Here is a 25,294-nt window from a genome sequence, read left to right as displayed (position 1 = left end):
GAATCTACTTGCCGATGCAGAAACTGGAGAAGATTCGCCCCAGCAGATCATCGGAACTGAAGGCTCCGGTGATTTCCCCCAGCGACTGCTGAGCCTGGCGCAGGTCCTCGGCCAGCAGTTCGCCGGCACCGGCCAGGGTCAGCTGTGCCCGGCCATGTTCCAGGGCGGCACTGGCGTAGCGCAGTGCCTCCAGGTGCCGACGGCGCGCGCTGAAGCTGCTTTCGGAGGTCTGTTCATAACCCATGCAGGCTTTCAGGTGGTCACGCAGCAGCTCCAGCCCGCTGCCGGCAGCCATGGCACTGAGGCTGATGGTGACGTGGCCGTCATCACAGGTTTCCAGGGCGATGGGTTCGCCGGTCAGATCGGCCTTGTTGCGAATCAGCGTGACCTTGGCCGGGTCTGGCCGCTGCTCGAGAAACTCCGGCCACAGGGCGAAGGGGTCCGCCGCTTCAGCCGCGGTGGCGTCTACCACCAGCAACACCCGGTCGGCCTCGCTGATGGCCTTGAGTGCCCGTTCGACACCGATCTTTTCCACCTGGTCCTCGGTATCCCGCAGCCCGGCGGTGTCCACCACATGCAGTGGCATGCCATCGATGTGGATATGTTCGCGCAGGATGTCCCGGGTGGTGCCGGCGATATCGGTGACGATTGCTGCCTCGCGTCCGGCCAGGGCATTGAGCAGGCTGGATTTACCGGCATTGGGACGACCGGCGATCACCACGGTCATGCCGTCACGCAGCAAGGCGCCCTGCCCTGCTTCACGCAGCACTGTGGATAACTCATCACGAACCGCATCGAGCATGCTCAGTACATGACCATCGGCGAGGAAATCGATTTCCTCCTCGGGAAAATCAATCGCCGCTTCGACATAGATCCGCAAGGCGATCAACTGCTCGGTCAAGTTATGCACACGTTGAGAGAAAGCCCCCTGCAACGAACGCAGGGCGTTGCGGGCAGCCTGTGCCGAACTGGCTTCAATCAGGTCGGCGATGGCTTCGGCCTGGGCCAGGTCCAGTTTGTCATTGAGAAATGCACGTTCACTGAATTCACCCGGCCGGGCCAGGCGGCAGCCCAGCTCCAGGCAGCGCTGCAGCAGCATATCGAGAACAATCGGGCCGCCATGGCCCTGGAGTTCCAGTACATCTTCCCCGGTGAAGGAGTTCGGGCCCGGGAAATACAGGGCGATGCCTTCGTCCAGGACCTCTGCCTGGGCACTGAGAAATGGCCCGTAATGCGCAAAACGCGGCTTCAGTTCGCGACCACTGATGGCCTTGGCCGCCGCGCCCGCCAGGGGCCCGGAAATCCGTACGATGCCCACGCCGCCGCGCCCCTGGGCGGTGGCAATGGCGGCGATGGTTTCACGAGGGACATTCATAACCCGACATCCAGACAAAAGTGACAGATAGCAAAACGCCCCACTAGGGGGCGTCTTGTGTGGTTATCCACAGCGTAGGTCAGGCAGCTGCTTTCTTGGTAGCCGCTTCGATCTTACGAGTGATGTACCACTGTTGAGCGATCGACAGGCAGTTGTTCACTACCCAGTACAGCACCAGGCCGGCCGGGAACCACAGGAAGAAGAAGGTGAAGATGATCGGCATCATTTTCATCACCTTGGCCTGCATCGGATCCGGAGGCGTCGGGTTCAGCTGCTGCTGGATGAACATGGTGGCGCCCATGATGATCGGCAGGATGAAGAACGGATCCTTGATCGACAGGTCGGTAATCCACAGCATGAACGGCGCCTGGCGCATTTCCACGCTTTCCAGGAGTACCCAGTACAAGGACAGGAAGACCGGCATCTGTACCAGGATCGGCAAGCAGCCGCCCAGCGGATTGATCTTCTCTTTCTTGTACAGCTCCATCATCGCCTGGGACATTTTCTGACGATCGTCGCCGAATTTTTCCTTCAGCGCGGCCAGTTTCGGAGCCACGGCACGCATGCGCGCCATCGATTTGTAGCTGGCAGCCGACAATGGGAAGAAGATCCCTTTGATCAGCATGGTCAGGAAGATGATCGACCAGCCCCAGTTACCGACCAGGCTGTGGATATGTTGCAGCAGCCAGAAGATCGGCTGGGCAATGAACCACAGGAAGCCGTAGTCGACAGTCAGTTCCAGACCTGGGGACAACTCTTTCAGCACGGCCTGGCTTTTCGGACCGGCGTACAGAGTCGCGCTGGTCTCGGCCTTGGCGCCTGGAGCAACGGTCATCGAAGGGCCGGTGTAGCCGATGATGTAGTTGCCTTTGCTGTCCTTGCGCGCCAGAACCTGGTTGTTCTCGCCTTTTGGCGGAATCCAGGCGGTCACGAAGTAGTGTTGCAGCCAGGCAACCCAACCACCCTGAACGCTTTCAGTGATCGGAGCCTTGGATTTGTCCTCGTTCACCTTGTCCATGTCTTTCATGGACACTTTTTTGTACGGCTCGGAACTTGTCCACAGGGCGGCGCCCAGGTAAGTCGCGGTGCCAGTAGCGGTGCTGGAGGAGGGATCGGAACTGGCGTCGCGCTTGAGCTGGGCGAACATCGCACCGGTCCAAGGTTGAGCGCTTTCGTTGTCGATCACGTAGGAAACGGTGATGTCATACAGGCCACGCTTCAGGGTGAAGCGCTTGATGTAGTTGATACCGTCCTTGCTGAATTTCAGGTCGACCACCAATTGGTCCTGACCATCAGCCAGTTGATAACTTTTCTTCTCCGAGGAGTAGATCGGGCGACCAGCCGGGCTTGCGTCCGGGCCATTGCTGCCAATCAGGCCGCTCTGCGCCAGGTAAGTCCGCTCGTTGCCGTTATCGAACAGCTGGAACGGGATTTCCGGGTGGTCTTGACGACGTGGATACAGTGGCAAACGCAGTTGCGCGATATCCCCACCTTGTGGATCGACAGCCAAGTCGAGCACATCCGTTTTGATCTGAATGAGATCTTTGCTTGCAGCTACAGGCGCTTCAGCGGGTGCGGTGGTGTCACTTGCCGCGCGCGGAATGTCGTCGTTGGCAGCGGAAGTGCCTGTTGGCGCATCCGGCAAGCCCGGGGCGGTCGTGCTGGAAGCAACATTCTGAGTCGGCAGGGCAGCCTGGCCATAATCCTGGTTCCATTTAAGAACCATGACATAGGACACGATTGCCAGGGCGACGATCAGGATCGTGCGTTTGATATCCATGATTACTCGGCCATCGAAGAAGAACGGGAGGTAGGGATAGGTGGAACCGGGTCATAACCACCGGGATTCCACGGATGACAGCGACCTAAACGACGAAAGGTCAGCCAGCCACCGCGTAGAAGGCCATGATTTTCGATGGCTTCCAACGCGTAGCAGGAACAACTGGGGTAGAAACGACAGTGATTGGCCATCAGAGGACTAATGGCATAGCGATAAAACTGGATCGGAACGAGGGCCAGTTTACGCATCGGGACTGTCTACCCCTACAGTTTCGGATTTGACTGCTGGTTCCGGCTTGTTGCGCGCCAGACGTTTCCAGAGCTTGCCGAAATGCTGAATCAATTCGGGGTTTTCTACATCGCCCAAACCTTTGCGCGCGACGATAACGATATCCCATCCGACCAGTGAGTCCTGGTGGAGACGAAACGATTCGCGCATCAGACGCTTGAGGCGATTGCGCTCAACGGAGAGCTTTACGCTCTTTTTCCCGATCACGAGCCCCAGACGGGGATGATCAAGATCGTTGTTGCGCGCAAGGAGCAGGAGATTTTTCCCCGGAACCTTGCCGGTAGGGGAGTCAAAGACCGCCTTGAAGTGCCGAGGAGTAAGCAGACGCTTTTCCCGACTGAAGTCCTGACTCACCTCCAGTGCCGGATTATCAAACTGCCAGACGCGCACGACCTTTGGCGCGACGACGCGACAGGACGGCACGACCGTTCTTGGTAGCCATGCGAGCACGGAAACCGTGGGTACGAGCGCGTTTGATAGTGCTTGGTTGGAAAGTACGTTTCATGTCGTGTTACCTGGTTCGTCCACAACGGGCCGGAATGGCCCCCGTTTTAAGAGATCGGCGATTCTAGAGAAAGCAAGCCTCTAGGTCAATTTCCAACCAGCTTTTCCTTTATCTATGTATGTCCGGGGACGGGGTTGTGAGCCAGGGTCAGCTAGATATAAAAATAAAGAAGGAAAGTATTTAAAGCTTTTCTGTAAAGCTTATAAAGGCTAGGGACTGCACCTTCTGTGGATAACTGGCTTAAGCCCTTCTATTCCGTACTGTACAGAGAATGACAACACGGTTGAGAAACGGTGTCCTGCCTGTGCTGCGCTATCGGAAAACCTGTGCGTGGAACGAGCAGTTATCCACAGCCGAGTTACCCACAGAGTTTCGACCCGAGTTGTGCAACGACCTCAAGTGGGGTTATCCACAGAGCTTATGCACATACCGCTGGTCGTGTTTATTCGGGGTAAGACGTTGATTCTTAGTGTCCTGAGGGCACGCTACATGTGGATAAGTGGGCGGCTGATCGCTACAATGGCCGCTTGTTTTTGCCTCACCGGCTTTCAACTTAGGGGATATCCGTGTCAGTGGAACTTTGGCAGCAGTGCGTGGAGCTTCTGCGTGATGAGCTGCCTGCCCAGCAATTCAACACTTGGATCCGCCCGCTACAGGTCGAAGCCGAAGGCGACGAGTTGCGTGTTTACGCACCGAATCGTTTTGTTCTCGATTGGGTCAATGAAAAGTACCTGGGTCGCGTGCTCGAGCTGCTGGATGAACACGGCAACGGCAGCGCTCCGGTTCTTTCCTTATTAATAGGCAGCAAACGCAGTTCGGCACCTCGCGCCGCACCTAATGCGCCATTGGCAGCTGCTGCCTCGCAAGCACTGCAAGCGGCGGCGGCCAATTCCGCTCCGGCTGCTGCTCCTGCGCCCACTCCGGCACCTGCTTCTGCCCCGGCCAAGAAAGCGGCTGTGCAGAAGACTGCCGAAGTCAGCGAAGAACCCTCTCGTGACAGCTTCGACCCGATGGCGGGCGCCAGCTCGCAGCAGGCGCCGGTGCGCGCCGAGCAGCGTACTGTCCAGGTGGAGGGTGCGCTCAAGCACACCAGCTACCTGAACCGCACCTTCACTTTCGAGAATTTCGTCGAGGGCAAGTCCAACCAGCTGGCCCGCGCGGCGGCCTGGCAGGTGGCGGACAATCCCAAGCACGGTTACAACCCGCTCTTCCTTTATGGCGGCGTCGGCCTGGGTAAGACCCACTTGATGCATGCTGTGGGTAACCACCTGTTAAAGAAGAACCCGAATGCCAAGGTCGTGTACCTGCATTCCGAGCGTTTCGTGGCAGACATGGTCAAGGCCTTGCAGCTCAATGCCATCAACGAGTTCAAGCGCTTCTACCGTTCGGTCGATGCGCTGCTGATCGATGACATTCAGTTCTTCGCTCGCAAGGAGCGTTCCCAGGAAGAGTTTTTCCACACTTTCAACGCCCTCCTCGAAGGCGGCCAGCAGGTGATCCTCACCAGCGACCGCTATCCCAAGGAAATCGAAGGGCTGGAAGAACGCCTCAAGTCCCGCTTCGGCTGGGGCCTGACGGTGGCCGTCGAGCCGCCGGAGCTGGAAACCCGCGTCGCGATCCTGATGAAGAAGGCCGACCAGGCCAAGGTCGAACTGCCTCACGATGCGGCGTTCTTCATTGCCCAGCGGATTCGCTCCAATGTCCGAGAACTGGAAGGCGCGCTCAAGCGCGTCATCGCCCACTCGCACTTCATGGGCCGCGACATCACCATCGAGCTGATTCGCGAATCGTTGAAGGACCTGCTGGCGCTGCAGGACAAGCTGGTGTCTGTGGATAACATCCAGCGTACCGTCGCCGAGTACTACAAGATCAAGATTTCCGATCTGCTGTCCAAGCGACGTTCGCGTTCGGTGGCCCGTCCGCGGCAAGTGGCCATGGCCCTGTCCAAGGAGCTGACCAACCACAGCCTGCCGGAAATCGGCGATGTGTTCGGCGGCCGTGACCACACCACGGTTCTGCACGCCTGCCGCAAGATCAATGAACTTAAGGAATCCGACGCGGACATCCGCGAGGACTACAAGAACCTGCTGCGTACTCTGACCACTTGATGACTCCAACGCAGCTTATTAAGGCAAGGGACTAGACCATGCATTTCACCATTCAACGCGAAGCCCTGTTGAAACCCCTGCAACTGGTCGCCGGCGTCGTCGAACGCCGCCAGACCTTGCCGGTGCTTTCCAACGTGCTGCTGGTTGTCGAAGGCCAGCAACTGTCGCTGACCGGTACCGACCTGGAAGTCGAGCTGGTTGGTCGTGTGCAACTTGAAGAGCCCGCAGAGCCGGGGGAAATCACCGTTCCCGCGCGCAAGCTGATGGACATCTGCAAGAGCCTGCCGAACGACGCCCTTATCGACATCAAGGTCGATGAGCAGAAGCTGGTGGTGAAGGCCGGGCGTAGCCGCTTCACCCTGTCGACCCTGCCGGCCAACGATTTCCCGACGGTGGAAGAAGGCCCTGGCTCGCTGACCTGCCAACTGGAGCAGAGCCGCCTGCGTCGCCTGATCGAACGCACCAGCTTCGCGATGGCCCAGCAGGACGTGCGCTACTACCTCAACGGCATGCTGCTGGAAGTGTCTGCCGGGATCATCCGTGCCGTGGCCACTGACGGTCACCGTCTGGCCATGTGCTCGATGCAGGCGGATATCGGCCAGCCGGATCGCCACCAGGTGATCGTGCCGCGCAAAGGTATCCTGGAACTGGCGCGCCTGCTGACCGAGCCGGACGGCAACGTCAGCATCGTCCTGGGCCAGCATCACATCCGTGCCACCACTGGCGAATTCACCTTCACCTCCAAGCTGGTGGACGGCAAGTTCCCGGACTACGAGCGCGTACTGCCAAAAGGCGGTGACAAGCTGGTGCTCGGCGACCGTCAGGCCCTGCGTGAAGCGTTCAGCCGTACCGCGATCCTGTCCAACGAGAAGTACCGCGGCATCCGTTTGCAACTGGCCAATGGTCAGCTGAAGATCCAGGCCAACAACCCGGAGCAGGAAGAAGCGGAAGAAGAAGTGGGCGTGGAATACAACGGCGGCTCGCTGGAAATCGGCTTCAACGTCAGCTACCTGCTGGACGTGCTGGGCGTGATGACCACCGAACAGGTTCGCCTGATCCTGTCCGATTCCAACAGCAGTGCGCTGGTGCAGGAATCCGACAACGACGACTCGGCTTACGTTGTCATGCCGATGCGCCTGTAATCATGCTCAGCAGAAGCTAGATGTCCCTCAGTCGCGTCTCGGTCACCGCGGTGCGCAATCTGCACCCGGTGACCTTCTCCCCCTCTCCCCGCATCAACCTTCTCTACGGCGCCAACGGCAGTGGCAAGACCAGCGTGCTGGAAGCCATTCACCTGCTGGGGCTTGCCCGCTCGTTTCGCAGTGCCCGGCTGTTGCCGGTGATCCAGTACGAACAGCTGGCCTGCACCGTGTTTGGTCAGGTGGAGCTGGCTCAGGGCGGGCATAGCAGCCTGGGGATATCCCGCGATCGCCAGGGGGAATTCCAGATACGCATCGACGGGCAGAATGCCCGCAGCGCCGCTCAGCTGGCGGAAATCCTGCCGCTGCAACTGATCAACCCGGACAGCTTTCGGCTGCTGGAAGGCGCTCCAAAGATCCGGCGGCAGTTCCTGGACTGGGGAGTGTTCCATGTGGAACCTCGCTTCATGTCCACCTGGCAGCGCTTGCAGAAGGCCCTGCGGCAGCGGAACTCATGGCTGCGGCATGGTACACTTGACGCCGCTTCGCAAGCGGCCTGGGACCGGGAACTGTGTCAGGCCAGCGCTGAAATCGATGAATACCGCCGCGCATACATCAAAGCCTTGAAACCGGTCTTTGAGCGGACCTTGGGCGAACTGTTGCAGCTCGAGGGCCTGACGCTTAGCTATTACCGTGGTTGGGACAAGGAACGAGAGCTCAGTGAAGTGCTCGCGACCGCCCTCCACCGTGACCAGCAAATGGGTCATACCCAGGCCGGCCCACAACGTGCTGATTTGCGTCTGCGCTTAGGCGGACACAACGCCGCGGACATCTTGTCCCGTGGCCAGCAGAAGTTGGTGGTCTGTGCCTTGCGCATTGCCCAGGGGCATCTGGTGAGCCAGGCCCGTCGCGGTCAGTGTATTTATCTGGTGGATGACCTGCCGTCCGAGCTGGACGAGCAGCACCGCCGCGCACTTTGTCGCTTGTTGGAAGACTTACGCTGCCAGGTGTTCATCACCTGTGTAGACCACGAATTATTGAGGGAAGGCTGGCAGACGGAAACGCCAGTCGCTTTGTTCCACGTGGAACAAGGCCGTATCACCCAGACCCACGACCATCGGGAGTGAAGGCATGAGCGAAGAAAATACGTACGACTCGACCAGCATCAAGGTGCTGAAAGGTTTGGATGCCGTACGCAAACGTCCCGGTATGTACATTGGCGACACCGATGACGGCAGCGGTCTGCACCACATGGTGTTCGAGGTGGTCGATAACTCGATCGACGAAGCGCTGGCCGGCCATTGTGACGACATCAGCATCATCATCCACCCGGACGAATCCATCACCGTGCGCGACAACGGGCGCGGCATTCCGGTAGACGTGCACAAAGAAGAAGGCGTCTCGGCGGCAGAGGTCATCATGACCGTGCTCCACGCTGGCGGTAAGTTCGACGACAACTCCTACAAGGTTTCCGGCGGTCTGCACGGCGTGGGTGTATCGGTAGTGAACGCGCTGTCCGAAGAGCTGATCCTCACCGTGCGCCGCAGCGGCAAGATCTGGGAACAGACCTATGTCCACGGCGTTCCGCAAGAGCGGATGAAGATCGTTGGCGACAGCGAAACCACCGGTACCCAGATTCACTTCAAGCCTTCGGCTGAAACCTTCAAGAACATCCACTTCAGCTGGGACGTCCTGGCCAAGCGGATTCGTGAACTGTCCTTCCTCAACTCCGGCGTCGGCATCGTCCTCAAGGACGAGCGCAGCGGCAAGGAAGAACTGTTCAAGTACGAAGGCGGCCTGCGTGCCTTCGTTGAATACCTGAACACCAACAAGACTGCGGTCAACCAGGTGTTCCACTTCAACATCCAGCGTGAAGACGGCATCGGCGTGGAAATCGCCCTGCAGTGGAACGACAGCTTCAACGAGAACCTGTTGTGCTTCACCAACAACATTCCTCAGCGTGACGGCGGCACCCACCTGGTGGGCTTCCGTTCGGCCCTGACGCGTAACCTGAACAACTACATCGAGCAGGAAGGCCTGGCCAAGAAGCACAAGGTCGCCACCACCGGTGACGACGCTCGTGAAGGCTTGACCGCGATCATCTCGGTGAAGGTGCCGGATCCGAAGTTCAGCTCCCAGACCAAGGACAAGCTGGTGTCTTCCGAAGTGAAGACCGCGGTCGAACAGGAAATGGGCAAGTACTTCTCCGACTTCTTGCTGGAAAACCCCAACGAAGCCAAGTTGGTGGTGGGCAAGATGATCGACGCTGCCCGTGCTCGTGAAGCTGCGCGTAAAGCCCGTGAAATGACCCGTCGCAAAGGCGCGCTGGATATCGCCGGCCTGCCGGGCAAACTGGCGGACTGCCAGGAAAAAGACCCGGCCCTGTCCGAACTCTACCTGGTGGAAGGTGACTCTGCTGGCGGTTCCGCCAAGCAGGGACGCAACCGCAAGACCCAGGCGATCCTGCCGCTCAAGGGCAAGATCCTCAACGTCGAGAAGGCGCGCTTCGACAAGATGATCTCCTCGCAAGAGGTGGGCACCTTGATCACCGCACTGGGCTGCGGCATCGGCCGCGAAGAGTACAACATCGACAAGCTGCGTTATCACAACATCATCATCATGACCGATGCTGACGTCGACGGTTCGCACATCCGTACCCTGCTGCTGACCTTCTTCTTCCGTCAGCTGCCGGAGCTGATCGAGCGCGGCTACATCTACATCGCCCAGCCGCCGCTGTACAAGGTCAAGAAAGGCAAGCAAGAGCAATACATCAAAGACGACGACGCCATGGAAGACTACATGACCCAGTCGGCTCTTGAAGATGCCAGCCTGCACCTGAACGACGAAGCCCCGGGGATCTCCGGCGAGGCGCTGGAGCGCCTGGTCAACGACTTCCGCATGGTGATGAAGACCCTCAAGCGTCTGTCGCGCCTGTACCCGCAGGAGCTGACCGAGCACTTCATCTACCTGCCGGCCGTGACCATGGAGCAACTGTCCGACCACGCCGCCATGCAGGATTGGCTGGCCAAGTACGACGCCCGCCTGCGCACGTCCGAGAAGTCCGGCCTGGTCTACAAGGCCAGCCTGCGCGAAGACCGTGAACGTAATGTCTGGCTGCCAGAGGTCGAGCTGATCTCCCACGGCCTGTCCAACTACGTCACCTTCAACCGCGACTTCTTCGGCAGCAACGACTACAAGACCGTCGTCTCCCTCGGCGCTCAACTGAGCACCCTGCTGGACGAAGGCGCGTATGTTCAGCGCGGCGAGCGCAAGAAAGCGGTCACCGAGTTCAAGGAAGCCCTGGACTGGCTGATGGCGGAAAGCACCAAGCGCCACACCATTCAACGATACAAAGGTCTGGGCGAGATGAACCCTGACCAGCTGTGGGAAACCACTATGGACCCAAGCATGCGCCGCATGCTCAAGGTGACCATCGAAGACGCCATTGGCGCCGACCAGATCTTCAACACCCTGATGGGTGATGCGGTCGAGCCTCGTCGCGACTTCATCGAAAGCAATGCCCTGGCGGTGTCCAACCTGGACTTCTGATCCGCAGCAGCACCTCAAAAGCCAACGCCTAGCGTTGGCTTTTTTTTGCGCGGACATCATGGCGTTGTCAGTGGATCATGCAGCTGTTCTGCTCAACAGGAAGGCAAGGAGCCTATGAGTCGATTCAAGATTTCTCCCTGGCTGTCCAGTTCCGGTGGCCCCTTGGTGGTGATAGGTGAAGGCTTGGCCGGTATGTGGCGTGGCCTCGACGGCCATCCCTCGGATTACCACAGGGCGTGTCAGATTGATGACTATGCCGGCCGGCTGGAGGGTGTCGATGGCGACATTCTTGTCCTGGGTGACGAGCCTTTGGACACGGCGATTGCCACGGCAGACGATGCCTTGCTGATTATCCGATGGATATGCGCCCCATTTGAGGCCGAGGTGCTGACGCAGCTTGAGCTGCTTGAGCTTGGTTCACTGACCCCGATCGAGCGGTTGAGTATTGATTGGTCAAGCGACGCGCTGGTGCTGTTTGATGGGGTCGACGGGTTTGATCCACAGGCGTGTCTGCGCCTTCAACTGTTGTCGCCGCATAGCGAGGTATCGACATTCCGCTACCAGCCCACGCCCGATATCGCCCTGTTGATCCACCAGATAGTGCCTCGTCAGTGGGCCCATCCGTACTGAGGTTTGGCATGCATGGATAGGCAGCATTACCTTTTTGATGAGCAACGCTACCCCATTGCCTGGCGGTTCAATGCTCGGGATTGTGGGTTGTCCGATAGCGACAAACAGCGTCTGTGCTTGTACCAGCAGGCACAGTCCCAGGCGCTATGGGATGAGTGGGTTCCGCTTTCGCACCTGATGAGCGTCAGCGCCGGGACGTTCCAGGTCAGCGAAACGACCACCCTGGATTTCAAGCGTCGGGCTGACGGTGCCAGGTTTTTCCAGAAGGTCCTAGAGGGTGAGGAATGGCTCTGGTTGTTCTGGGGCAGGTGCTGCGCAGCGCAGGTGCCCAGGGATATTTTTATAAAATGCTGGGACGACTTTTTCTATCCGTCCGATGAGAATACGGTCCTGGTCATGCCGGGCAGTGCAGAGGTCATATTTTCCTTCGAGGAAAACTTCTTTTACGGACAGTTTGTGAGGCCCATGGCGGCGCCTCAGTGAGATGGAATGGATAACTCGACAGCACAGTTTCACAAGATCATTTTCAAGCTCACCGTCGACGCCGACGGTTACCCACCGGTGGAGTATGAATCGATGTGGGGCATTCAACGAGGCGCAGGTGTCTATGAGTTGGATAACACGCCCTACTATCTCTACGGCGTGAGCAAGGGGGACTGGGTGCTGACTTGCGCCGATGCTCATGAGCGGATCGCGACTCGCGTGGTGCGGCAATCCGGGCACTCGACGCTGCGGGTTTTTGCCGAGCGCGAGTCGGAGCGCTCGAGCATTGTGCAGCACCTGCGTAGCCTCGGCGCCCGGTGCATGGTGACCCGGGGCCTGTCGCTGTTCACTGTGGATATCGCGCCCGAGATCAGTTTTTGCGCAATTGACCAGTACCTGTCCTCCATCACCGACGACCAACATATCGCCTATGAAGATGCCTGTTTACAGCATGGGGCCATTGAACCTGCGCGCATGAGCGAGTGCTTATCGCTGGCTTCACTTGAGGTTCAAGCATGACGGTTGAATGGCCTGCCAATTGTTTCAGCCAGGACCGCATCATTTTCAGCATGGCCAGTTCCGTCACCTGGTGTGCGGGCCTGGATCAGCTGGTGCTGTTGCTGGCACCTGACCTGCAGGACGATCCGGCCATCGAACAGGCGCTTCGAGGCGTGTTCATCGAGCCGTTGACCCCGCTACGCGGCTGAGTCCGGCTCGGCTCTTTTCACCCTGTGTAAAAGCAGCAATCGCTCGGAAACGTGTTATGGATGATGAAAACCAGGAAATATCGATTCGGGTCGTGGCGGGGCAAAACGACCGTGGCCCGGTCTATGAGCCGCTGCATGTACGGCGGATCGATGAGGACAGCTACGAGATTCTCTACTCACCGGGGCTGACACTGAACCTGGCCAAGGGCGACATTATTTCGATCAAGGACCCGCAGGCACCTGCCGTGGTGCTCAAGCGTGGCGGCAACTTCTGCATCCACATTTATTCGAATCACATCCCTGAAGAACACATCAGTGCGCTGGCGGCGGATGTGGCGACCGAATTGGACGGCATGCTCGACGGGCGCTACAAGGGCAATCTGACCTTGTCGGTGCCGGCGCGAAACGGCATGGACAACATCGCCCGGTTCTTCAACCGCTTCCGCGAGACCACGGGCATCGAGTGGTACTACGCCAACATCTATAAGAACCTCGATGACAGCGATGACGAGACCTTGCTCAATTGGTGGCTGGACCAATGAACGAAAGACAGCAGCTTGTCTGTGAACGCTACGACCTCGCTCCCCAGGCACCGGAGCCGATGATTGCACTGGCCACCCGCTCCCTGGCGCAGTCGCCCATCTATGGCACCCGGGTCGAGTTGCCGGAGAACGGCACGATCAGTTGGTTTATCCACTGCGGCGAACATTCCACGGCCTTGGATTTCTACCAGCCTCTGTGCGCCGAGCATCTGCTTGAGCTGTTGCCGGAGGTGATCGATTACCTGTATCTGCCGAGCGGGACGCGTTTCATCATCGACCGTGCCGGCTATGAAGATGTCTGGCAGGACCCGGAATGATATCAAGCCGCTTTTGACGGCAAGCCGTCAGTCGCCCTGCTCGTCAGGCGACGCGACGCTTTCCAGCCGGTAGCCGTAACCGTAGATGGTCAGCAACTGCCAACCGCGGTCCGCGGTCAGCCCGAGCTTGTTGCGCAGGCGGTAGATGTGGGTATCCAGGGGACGTGAGGAAACGATTTCTTCATGGGTCCAGAAGCGTTCGTACAGGTACTCCCGGGACAGTGGTCGGCCCAGGTTGGCGAACAGGCAGCGGGCCAGGCGGTACTCGCGCTCGGTCAGGCTGATGGGCGCGCCAGCGCGGGTCACGGTCAGTTCGGCATCGTCGAAGGTCAGGTCGTTGAAGCTCAGGAGCTCTTCACTGTTGTTGCGCTGCAAGCCGTGGCGGCGCAGCACCGCATTGACCCGGGCCTTGAGTTCGTTGGGACGAAACGGCTTGCTCAAGTAGTCGTCGGCGCCGGTGTTCAGGGCCTGGACAATGTCGCTCTCGGCATCGCGGCTGGTGAGCATGATGGCGGCCGGCGGTACCTCCATGTGTTCCCGAGTCCAGCGCAGCAGCGACAGGCCGCTAAGGTCCGGCACCTGCCAGTCGAGGATCAGCAGGTCGAAGGTTTCCCGCCGTAGCTGGCGCAGCAGGTCTTCACCACGCTCGAAGCTGTGCAGGGTCCAGGGCTGGTCGCCGGGGCTGGGAATCTCGCGCAGTGTCTGTTCCACCCGCGCCAGTTCCGCCGGTTCGTCATCCAGTATTGCGACACGCATGCGAGGCAGTTCCTTTTGGTTCGGGGGCTGTGCTTGCCGGGCTTGGACCGTGGGGCAGTTTAGGCGCCGGGCCCGAATCTGAACAATTGTGGCGAATTGCTCTTGAGCCCGGGCTCCCTCGGTACGCTGATATCAAATAGCCGGTAAGGCGCCCGGAGCACGGGGCTGCCGGCCTATTGAGCTGCACGATACCGGCTCGTACAAACAAGGAAAAGAACCATGGGGAACATGCTCAGGAAAGGCCAGGTCGCGCTTGTCAGAATATTCAGTGGCGATGATCCCGTCCGTCTTTTCAGCCTGATGCTGGCGGCTTACCTGGGGATAAGTGCCAGCGCCATGCCTTCGTCGATGGCGTCCTGTTGCCAGCACCACACCACTCAAGCCTACTCAGGGCTGGCCTTGCCCATCAGTCGCGATTCCAACCTGACCCTGGACGCCGAACCGGTGCTGGGTCGGACAGCGCTACCTACGAACCTGCAGCAACCGGCCCCGCGTTGGGTCTTCTAGAGGGCGCGGCAATGATTCTGAACAAATATTGCAAATCCGTCGCAGCGTTCCGGCCAGCGTTACATTGCTCCCCGCTGAGTGGCACACGGGGGCACCTGGAAGTGCTCCGACACAGGGAGTGTCAACCGCCAGGCTGGCGGCACAACGCGCGCTTGCGTGCGTCGTTGAAGGGGAATACAGGGAGTGCCTCCTCAGGACTTTGGGCCGGGCGACCTGTCGCCCTGGTCCCGACACAGGGACGTGTCACTTTCTCCGGTTCCTGCCCCCTTCCCTCCCACGCCCGACCCGCACCCTCTCCTTGGGCGACGCCCCGCAGCGTCCGGCTTTCTGCCCATGCGCTGCCTCAGGTATGGTGCGTAGGATCTCGCTGTGGTTTCCCCAAAGGCTCAAAGCATATCCATGAATGACCTCTGCCCTTTTCCGTCCGCTGGCCGGCCTGCGCTGGCTCGTGTCGCACTGCTGGTGGCGGGGCTGATCCTGCCGCTGGCCGGGGTGCAGGCCGCGCCTTCACGACTGCCCTATATCGATGACAACCAGCAATGCCGCGGCCAGCCTCTGCCGGCGACGGTGGAACACTTGACCGGCGAAGCCTGGAAGCTCGACACCAAGGGCCGGGAAGTGGCTCTGGAAGAAGGCATGAGCATCGATGAGAAGGAAGGGATCAAGACCTCGCCTTCGGCATTTGTCAGCCTGTCCCTGGGAGACGGCTCGCGGGTGGTGCTGCCCTCCAGTTCCCAGGTCACTCTGCTGCTCAACGCCCAGTACGCGATTCCTCAAGTGGTGCTGGAGCAGGGCCAGATCGAATCCTATGTGATCAAGCGCAAGAGCGATCACGACCGCTTCCAGATCGTCACGCCAGTGGGCGTGCTGGGGGTTCGCGGCACCCACTTCCGGGTGCGCAATGATGATCAGCAGTCCCTGGTGGAAGTGCTTAATGGCCAAGTGGCGGTCAGCCGTACTGATGACTTGCCCGACCCGACGCCGCGCCGCAAGCGCCCTGTGGATAAACCGGCGGGCCCGGTGCCGGGGGAAGTTCAGGTCATGGCGCGTCAGGGGCTGCGGATCCACAAACAGGGCGAGCTCAAGCCGGTGGAACTGCTGGCCGCGCCACGGCTGCTGGGGCAGGCCGGGAAAACCGGTGAGCTGCCCGTCTGGCAACTGATCCTGCAACCGTTGCCCGGGGCCAGCCGCTATCGGGCCCAGGTCGCCACTGACAAGGATTTCCTGAACATCAAGCAGGAGCAGTTCTCCAGCAGCCCGCAAGTCAACTTCACCGGCTTGCAGGCATTTTTCTACCATGTGCGTCTCTCGGCGTTCGATGAGCACGGCCTGGAAGGCGAAACCGGGGTCTACGACATCTTCTACTACCCCAGGACCAGCCGTGTTGAATAACCCTTCGGTGGGCCATCGATGAGTCGGTGGCGCCTGCGGGCCGATGGCCGTGAACCGACCCAGGCCCAGCGTCTTTTTCGTGGCCTGGTGCGGGAGTGGTTGTGGGTCAGCCTGATCCTGCTGCCGTTGACGGCGGTGCTGTCCCTGAGCCATGGCCTGGCCCTGAATAACCTGTTCTACGACAACCTTCGGCGCTTCACCCCGCTGCCGGTGGACCCGCGAATCCTGCTGGTGACGATCGACGACTACAGCCTCCAGCAACTGGGGCGCTGGCCCTGGCCGCGGGCCGTTCATGGCCAGTTGCTGGACCGGCTGGGCGCGGCCGAGGCCAAGGGGGTTCTGTTCGATGTGATCCTCAGTGAACCCGGCAGCACGGTGGAAAACGACACCCGCCTGGCCAGCGCCTTGTGCCGGGCCGGCAACGTGTTCTTGCCGGTGCTGCGCCAGAGCGTTGCCCGCTACGGCCAGGACCTCGAGGAAATCCCGCCAGTGCCGTTGCTGAGCAATTGCGCCCGAGGGCTGGGCCATATCAATGCCGAAGCGGATGCCGACGGCACGGTGCGCAGTGTCTATCTGCGGGAAGGCCCGGTGCAGGCGCCTCGGGCGCAACTGACGTGGTTGCTGTACCAGCTGACCGAGGCCGATCCGCTTTCCTCGCAGATGCCCGGGCCCGGCAAGCCCCGGGTGGCGCAGGGCTGGCTGCGGGCCAACCCGGTGCGCATTCCCTTTATCAGCGCCGACGCCGGTTTCCCCAGCGTGCCCTATGTCAGCGTGTTGCGCGGCGAAGTGCCGCCGGAGCTGCTGCGTGGCCGGCTGATCCTGGTGGGGTCCACCGCGCCGGGGCTGGGAGACCGCTACGTGACTCCGCAGTCCGGCAGCCAGGGCACCACGCCGGGTGTGGAGATCCAGGCCAACCTGCTCAATGGCTTGCTCCAGCACCGGAGCGTGGTGGCCCTGGGCAAGTGGTCGGGGATGCTGCTGTCCATGGCCCTGACCGCTGTGTTGCTTGGGCTGCTGCTGTGGCGGCCGCGCCACGCGCTGTGGATAACCCTGGGGTGCATGGGCCTGGGCCTGGCGGGCTCGGTGCTGATGCTGCGGCAGGGCTACTGGTGGTCGCCGGTGGCCAGCCTGTTGGGCATGTTCCTGGCTTACCTGATCTGGAACTGGCGTCGGCTGAGCGTGATCCTGGCCTATTTCGGCTGGGAACTGGCGCGCCTGGACAGCGAACCCAAGGTGCTGCCGGAACGCCGCCACAGCCAGACCCCGGCCGGGGACGTGCTGCAGGGGCAGATCGTGGCCCTGGAGCAAGCCCTGAGCCGCACCCGCGACACCCGGCGTTTTATCGCCGATGGCCTGGAGTACCTGCCAGTGGCGACCCTGATCAGCGACCCCGACGGCAAGATCCTGTTGGCCAACCGCAACGCTCGGGAAGTCTTCGCCCATTCCCTGGTGGGCAAAGGGCTGGTTGCCCAGTTGGCTGCCCTGGGGTATCCGGGCCTGACGGACCCGGCCCAGTACCCGCGGCTGGAACAACTGCCGGCGGTGGAGTTCCGTGATGTTCAACAGCGCAGCCTGCGCATGGAACTGGCCCCGCTGCTACCGGTGGACAGCGATACCGCCATTGGCTGGCTGCTGAGCCTCACCGACCTCAGCGTCGAGCGCGATGCCGAGCAGCAACGCAGCGTGCTGCTGCGGTTTCTGTCCCACGATCTGCGTGCGCCGCATTCGGCGATCCTGGCGCTGCTGGATGTGCAACGGCATCAGCCGGCGATGCCCAGGCAGGTCTATGTGCAGATTGAACAGCAGGTGCGCCGGGCGCTGGGGCTGACCGAGGCTTTCGTGCAGTTGGCGAAGGCCGAGTCGGAGGTCTACCAGTTCGAGCCGAGCATGTTCGCCATGCTGGTGCTGGATGCGTTCGACCAGGCCACGACCCTGGCCCAACTGAAGGACATCCACCTTGAGCATGATCTGGATGACGAGGCCGAGAGCCTGGTCCTGGCGGATCAGTCGCTGCTGACCCGGGCCCTGTTCAACCTGCTGGAGAACGCCATCAAGTACAGCCCGGCCGAGTCCAGGGTGAGGGTGCAGGTCAGCTGTAGCCCGGGCTGGCTGCGCTGCGAGATCCGCGATGAAGGTCGCGGCATCGATGCCGCGGATATGCCCCAGCTGTTCGGCCAGTACCAGCGCTTCGCCTCGGCCAAGGGCATCGATGGCCTGGGCCTGGGCTTGTCCATGGTCAAGGCGGTGGTGGACCGGCATCAGGGGCGCATCAGTTGCCAGAGCGTGGTGGGCCGGGGCTCCTGTTTCATTCTCGAACTGCCCTTGCTGGAGCAATGACCTCCCCGGGATATCCGGGTCGAAAAAAAACCGGCTTCAAGGCCGGTTTTTTGTCTGCGGTAAAAACTTATGCACGTTTTTCCACATTTTATTAGTTTGAGAAATATATATATAAATCAGTAATTTATAAGCGAATTTCGGACCTCGTACGAATATTCGTACACAGGTTATCCACAGAAGCTCATACAGCAACCTTATCCGTGGAAGTGGGCAATGGTGGCAATGAGCCCATGTCCCGTTGAGCCTGCTCGTTCCACGCCGCGACCCGGTCATTGAGCTCGGCAATGGCCCGCGGGCCGCTGCCTTCGGCGTACATCGGTGCGCCAATGGTCACGGTGATGGTGCCGGGGCGCTTGGCCCAGCCGGTCTTTGGCCAGAACTTGCCGGCATTGTGCGCCACTGGCAGCACCGGCAGGTTGGCGTTTACCGCCAGGGCGCTGCCGCTGCGGGAGAACTTGCCGACGGTGCCATAGGGCACACGGGTGCCTTCGGGGAAAATCAGCACCCAGACGTTTTCCTTGAGCAACTCGTCGCCCTTGCTCGCCACTTGCTTGAGCGCAGCCTTGGGGTTGTCCCGGTCAATGGCGATGGGCCGTAGCATGGCCATGGCCCAGCCGAAGAAGGGTACGTACAGCAATTCGCGCTTGAGCACCTGGCTCAGGGGCTCGAAATAGGCCGAGAGGAAGAACGTCTCCCAGGTGCTCTGGTGATTGGAGACGATCACGCACGGCCGCTCGGGAACGTTTTGCGCACCCTTCACTTCCACGCGAATGTTCAAAAATACCTTGGTCAGCCACAGCGCGCAGCGACACCAGTAGACGTTGATAAAGCGGTAGCGCGCCTTGAAGGGCAGGAACGGCGCGATAAAAAAGCTCAGGGAGCACCACAGCAAGGAACTGGTGCCCAACAGCAGGTAAAAGAAAAAGGTTCTGATGGCCTGCAGGATCGACATAGCGGCATTTACCATTGCGGGCATGCCCGCCTGTTAAAAAGCGCTCTCCCGAACAGTCCTTGGTCAGGATGCCAGAAGGGGCCTAATTGTGGATAAGTTCAGCGGCAACGGCCGCCAGGTCGTCAAAAATCAAGGTGCCTACCGGCAGGGTTTTCCCCAGAGTCTTTTCGCCTTTCCCGGTCTTTACCAATACTGGCTGAGAGTCGACGGCTTTTGCGGCTTCCAGGTCACCGAGACTGTCACCGACAAACCATAGACCTGTCAGATCTGCCTGATAATGCTCGGCAATGGTCCGCAGCATGCCCGGTTTCGGTTTGCGGCAAGCGCAGCCTTCGTCGGGGCCGTGGGGGCAGTAGACGATCAGCCCGACCTCGCCGCCCTGCTCCGCCACCAGCTCGCGCAGGCGCGCGTGCATGGCGTCGAGGGTGGCCAGATCATAGTAGCCGCGAGCGATGCCGGACTGGTTGGTGGCCACCGCCACCGTCCAGCCGGCCTTGCTCAACTGCGCAATGGCTTCGATCGCGCCGGGGAGTGGAATCCACTCCTGCACCGATTTGATGTAGGCATCGGAGTCGTGATTGATCACGCCGTCACGATCGAGTATCAGCAGTTTCACAGCAGTTCCTTACCTGATCAGCTCAGTACCGAAATATCCGCCACGCCTAGGAACAGGCCCCGCAGGCGCGCCAGCAGCGCATAGCGGTTGGCCCGAACATTGGCGTCTTCGGCATTGACCATCACCGCCTCGAAGAAGGCGTCCACCGGCTCGCGCAGGGCCGCCAGGCGGGCCAGGGTCTCGCTGTACTGACGAGCAGCGGCCATGGGCTGTACCGCCTGGTCCGCCTGCTGGATCGCCGAGTACAGGGAGAACTCGTTGGCGTTGTCGAAGTACTTGGCTTCGACGGTGGTCGGCACGTTGCCTTCGATCTTGCTCAGCAGGTTCGACACGCGCTTGTTCACAGCGGCCAGGGCGGCGGCTTCCGGCAACTTGCGGAAGGCCTGCACGGCTTGCACGCGCTGGTCGAAGTCCAGGGCCGAACCCGGCTTCAGGGCACGCACCGACAGGTAGGTGGCGACATCCACGCCTTCGTCTTCGTAACGCGCACGCAGACGGTCGAAGATGAACTCCAGCACCTGGTCGGCCAGGCCGGCGGCCTTGACCTTGCTGCCGAAGGCGCTGACGGCGAAGGCCACGGCGTCGTTCAGGTCGAGGTCGAACTTCTTCTCGATGAGGATGCGCAGCACGCCCAGGGCCGCACGGCGCAGGGCGTAGGGGTCCTTGCTGCCGGTCGGCAGCATGCCGATGCCGAAGATCCCCACCAGGGTGTCCAGCTTGTCGGCGATGGCCACGGCGGCACCGGTCACGGTGCTCGGCAGCTCGGCGCCGGCGCCACGTGGCATGTACTGCTCGTTCAGGGCCAGGGCCACGTCTTCCGGCTCGCCGTCATTGAGCGCGTAGTAGTAGCCGGCTATGCCTTGCATCTCCGGGAACTCGCCGACCATTTCGGTGGCCAGGTCGCACTTGGACAGCAGGCCGGCACGGGCCGCGCGCTGGGCGTCGCCGCCGATGCGCGGGGCGATGAAGGCGGCCAGCTTGGAAATCCGTTCGGCCTTGTCGTAGACGCTGCCGAGTTTTTCCTGGAAGACCACGTTCTGCAGGCGCAGGTTGAAGTCTTCGAGTTTCTGCTTCTTGTCCTGCTTGAAGAAGAACTCGGCGTCGGTCAGGCGTGGGCGCACGACTTTCTCGTTGCCCTCGATGATCTGGCGCGGGTCCTTGCTCTCGATGTTGGCCACGGTGATGAAGCGCGGCAGCAGCTTGCCGTCCACGTCCAGCAGGCAGAAGTACTTTTGGTTGTCCTGCATGGTAGTGATCAGGGCTTCCTGGGGCACGTCGAGGAAACGTTCCTCGAACGAGCACACCAGCGGCACCGGCCATTCCACCAGGGCGGTGACTTCGTCCAGCAGGTCCGCCGGGACGATCGCCGTGCCTTCCTGCAGGGTCGCCAGTTCCGCGGTGCGCTTGCTGATCAGCTCGCGGCGCTCGTTGGCGTCGGCCAGCACGTAGGCGGCACGCAGGTCGGCCAGGTAGTTGGCTGGCGACGTGATGCGCACGCTTTGCGGATGATGGAAGCGATGGCCACGGGAATCGCGACCGGCCTTCTGGGCGAGGATGGTGCAGTCGATGACGGTGTCACCGAGCAGCATCACCAGCCATTGGGTCGGGCGCACGAACTCTTCCTTGCGCGCGGCCCAGCGCATGCGCTTGGGAATCGGCAGGTCGTTCAGCGAATCCTCGACGATGGTCGGCAGCAGGCTGGCGGTCGGCTTGCCCTTGATGCTCTGGCTGTAGCGCAGTTTCGGGCCGCTCTGGTCGATCTCGCTGAGGTCGACGCCGCACTTCTTGGCAAAGCCCAGGGCTGCCTGGGTCGGGTTGCCTTCAGCGTCGAAGGCCGCCTGGCGTGGCGGGCCGTCGAGGTTGATGCTGCGATCCGGCTGCTGGGTGGCCAGCTGGGTGATCAGCACCGCCAGGCGCCGTGGCGCGGCGTACACGTGCTTGGCCTGAAAGCTCAGGCCGGCGCTCTGCAGGCCTTTCTCGATGCCGGCCAGGAAGGCTTCGGCCAGGGTGTTCAGGGCTTTGGGTGGCAGTTCTTCAGTGCCCAGTTCAACCAGAAAATCTTGCGCACTCATTGTGCCGCCTCCAGCTTAGCCAACACTTCATCACGCAGATCCGGGGTCGCCATCGGGAAGCCCAGCTTGGCACGGGCCAGCAGGTAGGCTTGCGCAACGGAACGCGCCAGGGTGCGGACACGCAGAATATATTGCTGGCGCGCGGTGACCGAGATGGCACGGCGGGCATCCAGCAGGTTGAAGGTATGGGAGGCCTTCAACACCATTTCATAGCTCGGCAACGGCAGCGGCTGATCCAGCTCGATCAGGCGCTTGGCTTCGCTTTCGTAGAAATCGAACAGTTCGAACAGCTTCTCGACGTTGGCGTGTTCGAAGTTGTAGGTCGACTGCTCCACTTCGTTCTGGTGGAACACATCGCCATAGGTGACCTTGCCGAACGGGCCGTCGGCCCAGACCAGGTCGTACACCGAGTCCACGCCCTGCAGGTACATGGCCAGGCGTTCCAGGCCATAGGTGATTTCGCCGGTCACCGGGTAGCACTCGATGCCACCGGCCTGCTGGAAGTAAGTGAACTGAGTCACTTCCATGCCGTTGAGCCAGACTTCCCAGCCCAGGCCCCAGGCGCCCAGGGTCGGCGATTCCCAGTTGTCCTCGACGAAACGGATGTCGTGCACCAGCGGGTCCAGGCCCACGTGCTTCAGGGAACCCAGGTACAGCTCCTGGAAGTTCTCCGGGTTGGGCTTCAAGACCACCTGGAACTGATAGTAGTGCTGCAGGCGGTTGGGGTTTTCGCCGTAGCGGCCGTCAGTCGGGCGACGACTGGGCTGCACATAAGCGGCGTTCCAGGTTTCCGGGCCGATGGCCCGCAGGAAGGTAGCGGTGTGGAAAGTGCCGGCGCCTACTTCCATATCGTAGGGCTGAAGTACCACACAACCTTGCTCGGCCCAGTACTGCTGGAGGGCGAGGATCAAGTCTTGGAAGGTACGCACGGCTGGCGTAGGCTGGCTCACGAAATTCACCTGTTACTTGGGCTGCGATTTAAGGAGCGGGAGTATACCCGATTCAGTCCTGCGCACGCCCCCTGGAGCCTTATGCCACGCTGCTTTTGGTGTTCCGAAGATCCGCTGTACATGGCTTATCACGATCAGGAGTGGGGCGTGCCGCTGCGCGATGGGCAGCGCTTGTTCGAGTTGTTATTGCTCGAAGGGTTCCAGGCCGGGCTGTCATGGATCACTGTGCTGAAGAAGCGCGAGCACTATCGCCAGGTGCTGTTCGGCTTCGATGTGCAGCGCGTGGCGCAGATGAGCGACGCCGAGATCGACGATCTGATGCAGGACCCCGGCATCATCCGCAACCGCCTCAAGCTCAATGCCGCCCGGCGCAACGCCCAGGCCTGGCTGGAGCTGGAGGACCCGGTGGCCTTTCTCTGGTCCTTCGTCGACGGCGTGCCGAAGATCAATCATTTCAACGACCGCAGCGAAGTGCCGGCCGTGACCCCGGAGGCCGAAGCCATGAGCCGCGGCCTGCGCAAGGCCGGCTTTACCTTCGTCGGGCCGACCATCTGCTACGCGCTGATGCAGGCGTCGGGGATGGTCATGGATCACACCCGCGACTGTGATCGCTACGCCATCCTGGTCGATGCGCGGTTAGAATAGCCGGCTCGCGACACGCTTCATGACCGACAGATCAGGAGTCATTTGTGGATAAGTTCAAAGGCGCCCTGCTGGTGGGCGCTCTGCGGTTGTTTGCCCTGCTGCCCTGGCGCGCGGTGCAGGCGGTCGGCGCGGCCATCGGCTGGATCATGTGGAAGACACCCAATCGTTCCCGCGACGTGGTGCGCATCAACCTGGCCAAATGTTTTCCACAGATGGACCCGGCGGAGCGCGAGCGCTTGGTGGGCCAGAGCCTGAAAGACATCGGCAAGTCCCTGACCGAAAGTGCCTGCGCCTGGATCTGGCCGGCGGAGCGCTCCCTCGCCCTGGTGCGCGAAGTCGAGGGCCTGGACGTGCTCAAGGACGCCCTGGCCTCGGGCAAGGGCGTGGTCGGCATCACCAGCCACCTGGGCAACTGGGAAGTGCTCAACCACTTCTATTGCAGCCAGTGCAAACCGATCATTTTCTACCGCCCACCCAAGCTCAAGGCGGTGGACGAACTGCTGCGCAAGCAGCGGGTGCAACTGGGCAACCGTGTGGCGGCCTCCACCAAGGAAGGCATCCTCAGCGTCATCAAGGAAGTGCGCAAAGGCGGTGCAGTGGGCATCCCCGCCGACCCGGAACCGGCCGAATCCGCCGGGATCTTCGTGCCCTTCTTCGCCACCCAGGCGCTGACCAGCAAGTTCGTGCCGAACATGCTGGCCGGTGGCAAGGCGGTCGGCGTGTTCCTGCATGCCCTGCGCCTGCCCGACGGTTCCGGCTACAAGGTGATCCTCGAAGCGGCCCCGGAAGACATGTACAGCACCGATACCGAAACCTCCTGCGCCGCCATGAGCAAAGTGGTCGAGCGCTACGTGGGGGCTTATCCGAGCCAGTACATGTGGAGCATGAAGCGCTTCAAGAAGCGTCCGCCGGGTGAGGCGCGCTGGTACTGAGGGAGCTGGCACGATCTGTGGATAACCCCGTTCCGGAAGTTATCCACAGCACACTGAACAAGGGCGCAGAAGATGTCCGAGCACCGCAAGTCGTTTCGCATCAAGATTTCCCACGAAAGCATCGGCGAATGCCTGGGGCAGACCCGCAACCTGTCCGCTAGCGGCGTTTATGTGCAAAGCCCGGCCCTGGCGAAATTGCCCAAGGGCGCGGTGGTCTATGGCCAGGTGCAGGGCTTGCCAGTGGCGGCGCCCAGGGTGCGCATGGAAGTGGTCCAGGCGGATGCGGAAGGCATTGCCCTGCGCTACCTGTAAATCGCGGTAGCCGCTGCCGAGCGCTGCGCCAGCAGCTACAGGGTGATGTCAGCCTCGAGACTGGCGCTCCAGCTTTTTCAGGAACACGGTCATTTCCTTTTCCGCCTGTTTGTCGCCATGCCCTCGGGCCGCTTCCAGGCCCTGTTCCCAGGCCTGACGCGCCGCCGCCAGGTCGCCCTGCCCCTGGCAGGCCTTGCCCAGCAGTTTCCACGCCGCTGAATACTTGGGGTCGAAGCCTACGCAGCGCTGCAGATGCTCGGCGGCCTTGGCGAATTCGCCCTGATCCAGGTAACCCTTGCCCAGGCCAAAGCGCAGCAGAGCGTTATCCACACCCTTGGCGAGCATTTTTTCCAGCGACTCCAGCATCGTGGTCACTCCTGTGGATTCTGTAGCCGCTGCC

27 protein-coding genes are annotated in these 25,294 nt (G+C 61.0%); 16 read left to right on the top strand and 11 right to left on the bottom strand.

Translation table 11 applies throughout. The features are described 5' to 3' along the window. Positions 1-4: 4 nt before the first annotated feature. The 5 genes from mnmE to rpmH form a co-directional block, all read right to left on the bottom strand. Positions 5-1,375, bottom strand: a complete 1,371-nt coding sequence (gene mnmE / locus LXM55_RS12340) for a tRNA uridine-5-carboxymethylaminomethyl(34) synthesis GTPase MnmE (RefSeq protein ID WP_233320632.1) — start codon at positions 1,373-1,375, stop codon at positions 5-7. Between the two features lie 79 nt (positions 1,376-1,454). Further along, positions 1,455-3,155 carry a membrane protein insertase YidC gene (gene yidC, locus LXM55_RS12335; RefSeq protein ID WP_233320631.1) on the bottom strand — a complete coding sequence of 567 codons (1,701 nt, stop codon included), beginning with the start codon at positions 3,153-3,155 and terminating at the stop codon, positions 1,455-1,457. A 2-nt stretch (positions 3,156-3,157) separates the two neighbouring features. Beyond that, a complete protein-coding gene (gene yidD / locus LXM55_RS12330; protein ID WP_003213574.1) occupies positions 3,158-3,403 on the bottom strand; it encodes a membrane protein insertion efficiency factor YidD in 246 nt (81 codons plus the stop codon). Further along, positions 3,396-3,797: a ribonuclease P protein component gene (rnpA, locus tag LXM55_RS12325; RefSeq protein ID WP_197662869.1), complete on the bottom strand. Its 402-nt coding sequence runs from the start codon at positions 3,795-3,797 to the stop codon at positions 3,396-3,398. The genes yidD and rnpA overlap by 8 nt, the downstream gene beginning before the upstream one ends. A 16-nt stretch (positions 3,798-3,813) precedes the next feature. After that, a complete protein-coding gene (rpmH, locus tag LXM55_RS12320) occupies positions 3,814-3,948 on the bottom strand; it encodes a 50S ribosomal protein L34 (RefSeq protein ID WP_003213577.1) in 135 nt (44 codons plus the stop codon). 566 nt (positions 3,949-4,514) lie between these two features. On the opposite strand from rpmH, the gene dnaA reads away from it, so the two are divergent. The 10 genes from dnaA to LXM55_RS12270 all read left to right on the top strand — a co-directional run bounded on the left by dnaA (position 4,515) and on the right by LXM55_RS12270 (position 13,423). Then, positions 4,515-6,056, top strand: coding sequence for a chromosomal replication initiator protein DnaA (gene dnaA, locus LXM55_RS12315; protein WP_233320630.1), 1,542 nt, complete (start codon positions 4,515-4,517; stop codon positions 6,054-6,056). A 38-nt stretch (positions 6,057-6,094) separates the two neighbouring features. Beyond that, positions 6,095-7,198 (top strand): DNA polymerase III subunit beta, encoded by a 1,104-nt coding sequence (dnaN, locus tag LXM55_RS12310; protein WP_011058392.1) that lies wholly within the window; start codon positions 6,095-6,097, stop codon positions 7,196-7,198. 20 nt (positions 7,199-7,218) lie between these two features. After that, on the top strand, positions 7,219-8,322 hold the full coding sequence (recF, locus tag LXM55_RS12305) for a DNA replication/repair protein RecF (RefSeq protein ID WP_123723707.1): 1,104 nt from the start codon (positions 7,219-7,221) through the stop codon (positions 8,320-8,322). A 4-nt stretch (positions 8,323-8,326) separates the two neighbouring features. After that, positions 8,327-10,744 (top strand): DNA topoisomerase (ATP-hydrolyzing) subunit B, encoded by a 2,418-nt coding sequence (gyrB, locus tag LXM55_RS12300; RefSeq protein WP_060836809.1) that lies wholly within the window; start codon positions 8,327-8,329, stop codon positions 10,742-10,744. Between the two features lie 114 nt (positions 10,745-10,858). Beyond that, the gene (locus LXM55_RS12295) at positions 10,859-11,374 is read left to right on the top strand and encodes an Imm21 family immunity protein (protein ID WP_233320629.1); all 516 of its coding nucleotides are present in this window, start codon (positions 10,859-10,861) and stop codon (positions 11,372-11,374) included. Positions 11,375-11,386: 12 nt separating this feature from the next. Continuing rightward, positions 11,387-11,857, top strand: coding sequence for a hypothetical protein (locus LXM55_RS12290; RefSeq protein WP_233320628.1), 471 nt, complete (start codon positions 11,387-11,389; stop codon positions 11,855-11,857). 6 nt (positions 11,858-11,863) lie between these two features. Next, entirely contained in the window at positions 11,864-12,376 is a 513-nt protein-coding gene (locus tag LXM55_RS12285) for a DUF4265 domain-containing protein (RefSeq protein ID WP_233320627.1), read from the top strand. Further along, entirely contained in the window at positions 12,373-12,564 is a 192-nt protein-coding gene (locus tag LXM55_RS12280) for a hypothetical protein (protein ID WP_233320626.1), read from the top strand. Before LXM55_RS12285 ends, LXM55_RS12280 begins: the two co-directional genes overlap by 4 nt. A 56-nt stretch (positions 12,565-12,620) precedes the next feature. Beyond that, the gene (locus LXM55_RS12275) at positions 12,621-13,106 is read left to right on the top strand and encodes a DUF4265 domain-containing protein (protein ID WP_233320625.1); all 486 of its coding nucleotides are present in this window, start codon (positions 12,621-12,623) and stop codon (positions 13,104-13,106) included. Next, positions 13,103-13,423 carry an immunity protein Imm33 domain-containing protein gene (locus tag LXM55_RS12270; RefSeq protein WP_233320624.1) on the top strand — a complete coding sequence of 107 codons (321 nt, stop codon included), beginning with the start codon at positions 13,103-13,105 and terminating at the stop codon, positions 13,421-13,423. Before LXM55_RS12275 ends, LXM55_RS12270 begins: the two co-directional genes overlap by 4 nt. 27 nt (positions 13,424-13,450) lie before the next feature. On the opposite strand, the gene LXM55_RS12265 is transcribed toward LXM55_RS12270, so the two are convergent. Further along, on the bottom strand, positions 13,451-14,179 hold the full coding sequence (locus tag LXM55_RS12265) for a response regulator transcription factor (protein WP_233320623.1): 729 nt from the start codon (positions 14,177-14,179) through the stop codon (positions 13,451-13,453). A 219-nt stretch (positions 14,180-14,398) separates the two neighbouring features. Here LXM55_RS12265 and LXM55_RS12260 point away from each other — a divergent pair, with 219 nt between their 5' ends. The 3 genes from LXM55_RS12260 (at position 14,399) to LXM55_RS12250 (ending at position 18,415) form a co-directional block, all read left to right on the top strand. Beyond that, positions 14,399-14,686: a hypothetical protein gene (locus tag LXM55_RS12260; protein ID WP_233320622.1), complete on the top strand. Its 288-nt coding sequence runs from the start codon at positions 14,399-14,401 to the stop codon at positions 14,684-14,686. 399 nt (positions 14,687-15,085) lie between these two features. Further along, positions 15,086-16,078: a FecR family protein gene (locus tag LXM55_RS12255; RefSeq protein ID WP_233320621.1), complete on the top strand. Its 993-nt coding sequence runs from the start codon at positions 15,086-15,088 to the stop codon at positions 16,076-16,078. An 18-nt stretch (positions 16,079-16,096) separates the two neighbouring features. After that, positions 16,097-18,415: a CHASE2 domain-containing protein gene (locus LXM55_RS12250; RefSeq protein ID WP_233320620.1), complete on the top strand. Its 2,319-nt coding sequence runs from the start codon at positions 16,097-16,099 to the stop codon at positions 18,413-18,415. A gap of 181 nt (positions 18,416-18,596) precedes the next feature. On the opposite strand, the gene LXM55_RS12245 is transcribed toward LXM55_RS12250, so the two are convergent. From LXM55_RS12245 to glyQ, 4 genes are all read right to left on the bottom strand, one after another. After that, the gene (locus LXM55_RS12245) at positions 18,597-19,367 is read right to left on the bottom strand and encodes a lysophospholipid acyltransferase family protein (protein WP_233320619.1); all 771 of its coding nucleotides are present in this window, start codon (positions 19,365-19,367) and stop codon (positions 18,597-18,599) included. Between the two features lie 82 nt (positions 19,368-19,449). After that, positions 19,450-19,983 carry a D-glycero-beta-D-manno-heptose 1,7-bisphosphate 7-phosphatase gene (gmhB, locus tag LXM55_RS12240; protein ID WP_233320618.1) on the bottom strand — a complete coding sequence of 178 codons (534 nt, stop codon included), beginning with the start codon at positions 19,981-19,983 and terminating at the stop codon, positions 19,450-19,452. 17 nt (positions 19,984-20,000) lie between these two features. After that, positions 20,001-22,055 (bottom strand): glycine--tRNA ligase subunit beta, encoded by a 2,055-nt coding sequence (gene glyS / locus LXM55_RS12235; RefSeq protein ID WP_233320617.1) that lies wholly within the window; start codon positions 22,053-22,055, stop codon positions 20,001-20,003. Further along, a complete protein-coding gene (glyQ, locus tag LXM55_RS12230) occupies positions 22,052-23,005 on the bottom strand; it encodes a glycine--tRNA ligase subunit alpha (protein WP_003177094.1) in 954 nt (317 codons plus the stop codon). Before glyQ ends, glyS begins: the two co-directional genes overlap by 4 nt. Before the next feature lie 81 nt (positions 23,006-23,086). Here glyQ and LXM55_RS12225 point away from each other — a divergent pair, with 81 nt between their 5' ends. The 3 genes from LXM55_RS12225 (at position 23,087) to LXM55_RS12215 (ending at position 24,894) form a co-directional block, all read left to right on the top strand. After that, positions 23,087-23,650, top strand: a complete 564-nt coding sequence (locus LXM55_RS12225; RefSeq protein ID WP_233320616.1) for a DNA-3-methyladenine glycosylase I — start codon at positions 23,087-23,089, stop codon at positions 23,648-23,650. Positions 23,651-23,694: 44 nt separating this feature from the next. Beyond that, positions 23,695-24,582, top strand: coding sequence for a lysophospholipid acyltransferase (locus LXM55_RS12220; RefSeq protein ID WP_233320615.1), 888 nt, complete (start codon positions 23,695-23,697; stop codon positions 24,580-24,582). A 72-nt stretch (positions 24,583-24,654) separates the two neighbouring features. Then, positions 24,655-24,894: a PilZ domain-containing protein gene (locus tag LXM55_RS12215; RefSeq protein ID WP_233320614.1), complete on the top strand. Its 240-nt coding sequence runs from the start codon at positions 24,655-24,657 to the stop codon at positions 24,892-24,894. 48 nt (positions 24,895-24,942) lie between these two features. On the opposite strand, the gene LXM55_RS12210 is transcribed toward LXM55_RS12215, so the two are convergent. After that, the gene (locus tag LXM55_RS12210; protein WP_233320613.1) at positions 24,943-25,260 is read right to left on the bottom strand and encodes a tetratricopeptide repeat protein; all 318 of its coding nucleotides are present in this window, start codon (positions 25,258-25,260) and stop codon (positions 24,943-24,945) included. Between the last annotated feature and the right edge of the window lie 34 nt (positions 25,261-25,294).

This window comes from Pseudomonas sp. Au-Pse12 (assembly GCF_021341665.1).
GTDB lineage: Bacteria > Pseudomonadota > Gammaproteobacteria > Pseudomonadales > Pseudomonadaceae > Aquipseudomonas.
The sequence above is the reverse complement of the archived record's forward strand: the minus strand, read 5'-3'. Positions and strand labels throughout refer to the sequence as shown.

What these genes read in the sequence shown, in the direction of transcription:
- mnmE (WP_233320632.1), bottom strand. Translation starts at nt 1,375, where the DNA reads ATGAATGTCCCTCGTGAAACCATCGCCGCCATTGCCACCGCCCAGGGG.
- yidC (WP_233320631.1), bottom strand. Translation starts at nt 3,155, where the DNA reads ATGGATATCAAACGCACGATCCTGATCGTCGCCCTGGCAATCGTGTCC.
- yidD (WP_003213574.1), bottom strand. Translation starts at nt 3,403, where the DNA reads ATGCGTAAACTGGCCCTCGTTCCGATCCAGTTTTATCGCTATGCCATT.
- rpmH (WP_003213577.1), bottom strand. Translation starts at nt 3,948, where the DNA reads ATGAAACGTACTTTCCAACCAAGCACTATCAAACGCGCTCGTACCCAC.
- dnaN (WP_011058392.1), top strand. Translation starts at nt 6,095, where the DNA reads ATGCATTTCACCATTCAACGCGAAGCCCTGTTGAAACCCCTGCAACTG.
- recF (WP_123723707.1), top strand. Translation starts at nt 7,219, where the DNA reads ATGTCCCTCAGTCGCGTCTCGGTCACCGCGGTGCGCAATCTGCACCCG.
- gyrB (WP_060836809.1), top strand. Translation starts at nt 8,327, where the DNA reads ATGAGCGAAGAAAATACGTACGACTCGACCAGCATCAAGGTGCTGAAA.
- LXM55_RS12295 (WP_233320629.1), top strand. Translation starts at nt 10,859, where the DNA reads ATGAGTCGATTCAAGATTTCTCCCTGGCTGTCCAGTTCCGGTGGCCCC.
- LXM55_RS12290 (WP_233320628.1), top strand. Translation starts at nt 11,387, where the DNA reads ATGGATAGGCAGCATTACCTTTTTGATGAGCAACGCTACCCCATTGCC.
- LXM55_RS12285 (WP_233320627.1), top strand. Translation starts at nt 11,864, where the DNA reads ATGGATAACTCGACAGCACAGTTTCACAAGATCATTTTCAAGCTCACC.
- LXM55_RS12280 (WP_233320626.1), top strand. Translation starts at nt 12,373, where the DNA reads ATGACGGTTGAATGGCCTGCCAATTGTTTCAGCCAGGACCGCATCATT.
- LXM55_RS12275 (WP_233320625.1), top strand. Translation starts at nt 12,621, where the DNA reads ATGGATGATGAAAACCAGGAAATATCGATTCGGGTCGTGGCGGGGCAA.
- LXM55_RS12270 (WP_233320624.1), top strand. Translation starts at nt 13,103, where the DNA reads ATGAACGAAAGACAGCAGCTTGTCTGTGAACGCTACGACCTCGCTCCC.
- LXM55_RS12265 (WP_233320623.1), bottom strand. Translation starts at nt 14,179, where the DNA reads ATGCGTGTCGCAATACTGGATGACGAACCGGCGGAACTGGCGCGGGTG.
- LXM55_RS12260 (WP_233320622.1), top strand. Translation starts at nt 14,399, where the DNA reads ATGGGGAACATGCTCAGGAAAGGCCAGGTCGCGCTTGTCAGAATATTC.
- LXM55_RS12255 (WP_233320621.1), top strand. Translation starts at nt 15,086, where the DNA reads ATGAATGACCTCTGCCCTTTTCCGTCCGCTGGCCGGCCTGCGCTGGCT.
- LXM55_RS12250 (WP_233320620.1), top strand. Translation starts at nt 16,097, where the DNA reads ATGAGTCGGTGGCGCCTGCGGGCCGATGGCCGTGAACCGACCCAGGCC.
- LXM55_RS12245 (WP_233320619.1), bottom strand. Translation starts at nt 19,367, where the DNA reads ATGTCGATCCTGCAGGCCATCAGAACCTTTTTCTTTTACCTGCTGTTG.
- glyS (WP_233320617.1), bottom strand. Translation starts at nt 22,055, where the DNA reads ATGAGTGCGCAAGATTTTCTGGTTGAACTGGGCACTGAAGAACTGCCA.
- LXM55_RS12225 (WP_233320616.1), top strand. Translation starts at nt 23,087, where the DNA reads ATGCCACGCTGCTTTTGGTGTTCCGAAGATCCGCTGTACATGGCTTAT.
- LXM55_RS12215 (WP_233320614.1), top strand. Translation starts at nt 24,655, where the DNA reads ATGTCCGAGCACCGCAAGTCGTTTCGCATCAAGATTTCCCACGAAAGC.
- LXM55_RS12210 (WP_233320613.1), bottom strand. Translation starts at nt 25,260, where the DNA reads ATGCTGGAGTCGCTGGAAAAAATGCTCGCCAAGGGTGTGGATAACGCT.